This is a genomic window from Halomonas sp., assembly GCF_041689495.1.
Taxonomy (GTDB): Bacteria; Pseudomonadota; Gammaproteobacteria; order Pseudomonadales; family Halomonadaceae; genus Halomonas.
This window is the reverse complement of sequence record NZ_JBDNGD010000122.1, coordinates 1-1,194: the sequence shown is the minus strand read 5'-3', so window position 1 is coordinate 1,194 and position 1,194 is coordinate 1. Positions and strand designations below refer to the sequence as shown.

The 1,194-nt window shown below is 61.4% G+C and carries 2 protein-coding genes; both read right to left on the bottom strand.

The features are described from left to right. Positions 1-54: 54 nt before the first annotated feature. A complete protein-coding gene (locus tag ACESMD_RS03985) occupies positions 55-588 on the bottom strand; it encodes a pilus assembly protein PilP (protein WP_372610540.1) in 534 nt (177 codons plus the stop codon). Then, on the bottom strand, positions 585-1,194 hold a 610-nt coding region (locus ACESMD_RS03980), incomplete at its 5' end, for a type 4a pilus biogenesis protein PilO (RefSeq protein ID WP_372610538.1). The genes ACESMD_RS03980 and ACESMD_RS03985, both read right to left, overlap by 4 nt.

Below are 1,194 nucleotides of genomic sequence, written 5' to 3'. Positions count from 1 at the left end.
TTATCGATTGCCCTTTATCGATTGCTCTTGCCCATCAATGCCCATCAATGCCCATCAATCGCCATCCAGCGACAGGCGCGTGGTTCGCTCGACCCATCCGCCTCGGCCAGTGGGAACCACCTCGAACAGTTGGACGGATGACCCGGTAATGCTGATGATGCGTCCGAAATCGTTGCCCATGTAGTTACCCACTCGCAGACGATGAACCTGACCGCCAGGCGCTCTCACCAGGGCCGATGGCTGTCCGCCCACCTGCAGGATACCCACCAGACCGAGTTCATTGAGCCCAAAGGCTTCGAGGGGCTCCCGAGGCCGGCTCGTGTCCGGTGCAAGCTCATCGGAGCCTTCCTGTGGCAGATCCGCTTCCGGCATTACCGGCAGGAAGGGGCTTCGTTCATCGGCTTGTTCGTAGGGCACCGGCGCATAGTCCGGAATCTCGGGCAAGGCCACGCGTGCCACCTGCCCGGGATCATTGCGGATTTCCGACAGTTCACGATCCAGGCTACCCAATTGCGGATCGGCGCAGCCGGCCAGCACGACCAGCGTGCCGGCCAGCATGCCCGACGACGCCCAGTGCCTCTTGTTCATGGCGCCGTCTCCTCGCTGGGTCGATAGCTGTAGGTCCGAGCCAGCAGCGAGAGCCGGAGCCGCTGACCACTCCCGCCCTCCGGTGAGAGAGTAAAGTCATGCTGGGTGACGATACGTGGCAAACCGGCGACACCCGCCAGGAAGGCGGCCACCCGATGGTAGTCGCCCTGCACCTGGATATCGAAGGGCTGCTCGATATAATACTCGCGTGATACCGGACCTTGCAGACGAATGAAGTCGATGGAAAGCTGATTGTCGATGGCCGTCTCGCTGATGTTGTCGATCAGCGACGGTATCTCGGCGCCCGTAGGCAGCATTTCCCTGATCACTGCCATGCGCGCCTCGAGATTCTTCATCTCTTCACGCATCACCGGCAGATTGGCCGCCTGTGATGCCTTGCTGCGGTAGTCGCGGATCAGCCCGGACTCCTGGCTTCTAACCTGATTCAGCTCTTCCTTGGCAGGAGCCGCCAGGTACCAGTGGAGGCCAGCAAAAGTCAGCCCCAGCACTAGCAGACAGCAAATCACCTGCAGCGACCAGGGCCAGCCGCCGGCTTCCTTGATATCGAGTTCTCGCCAGTCCAGATCGCGCAGCCGGCGCAGTTCG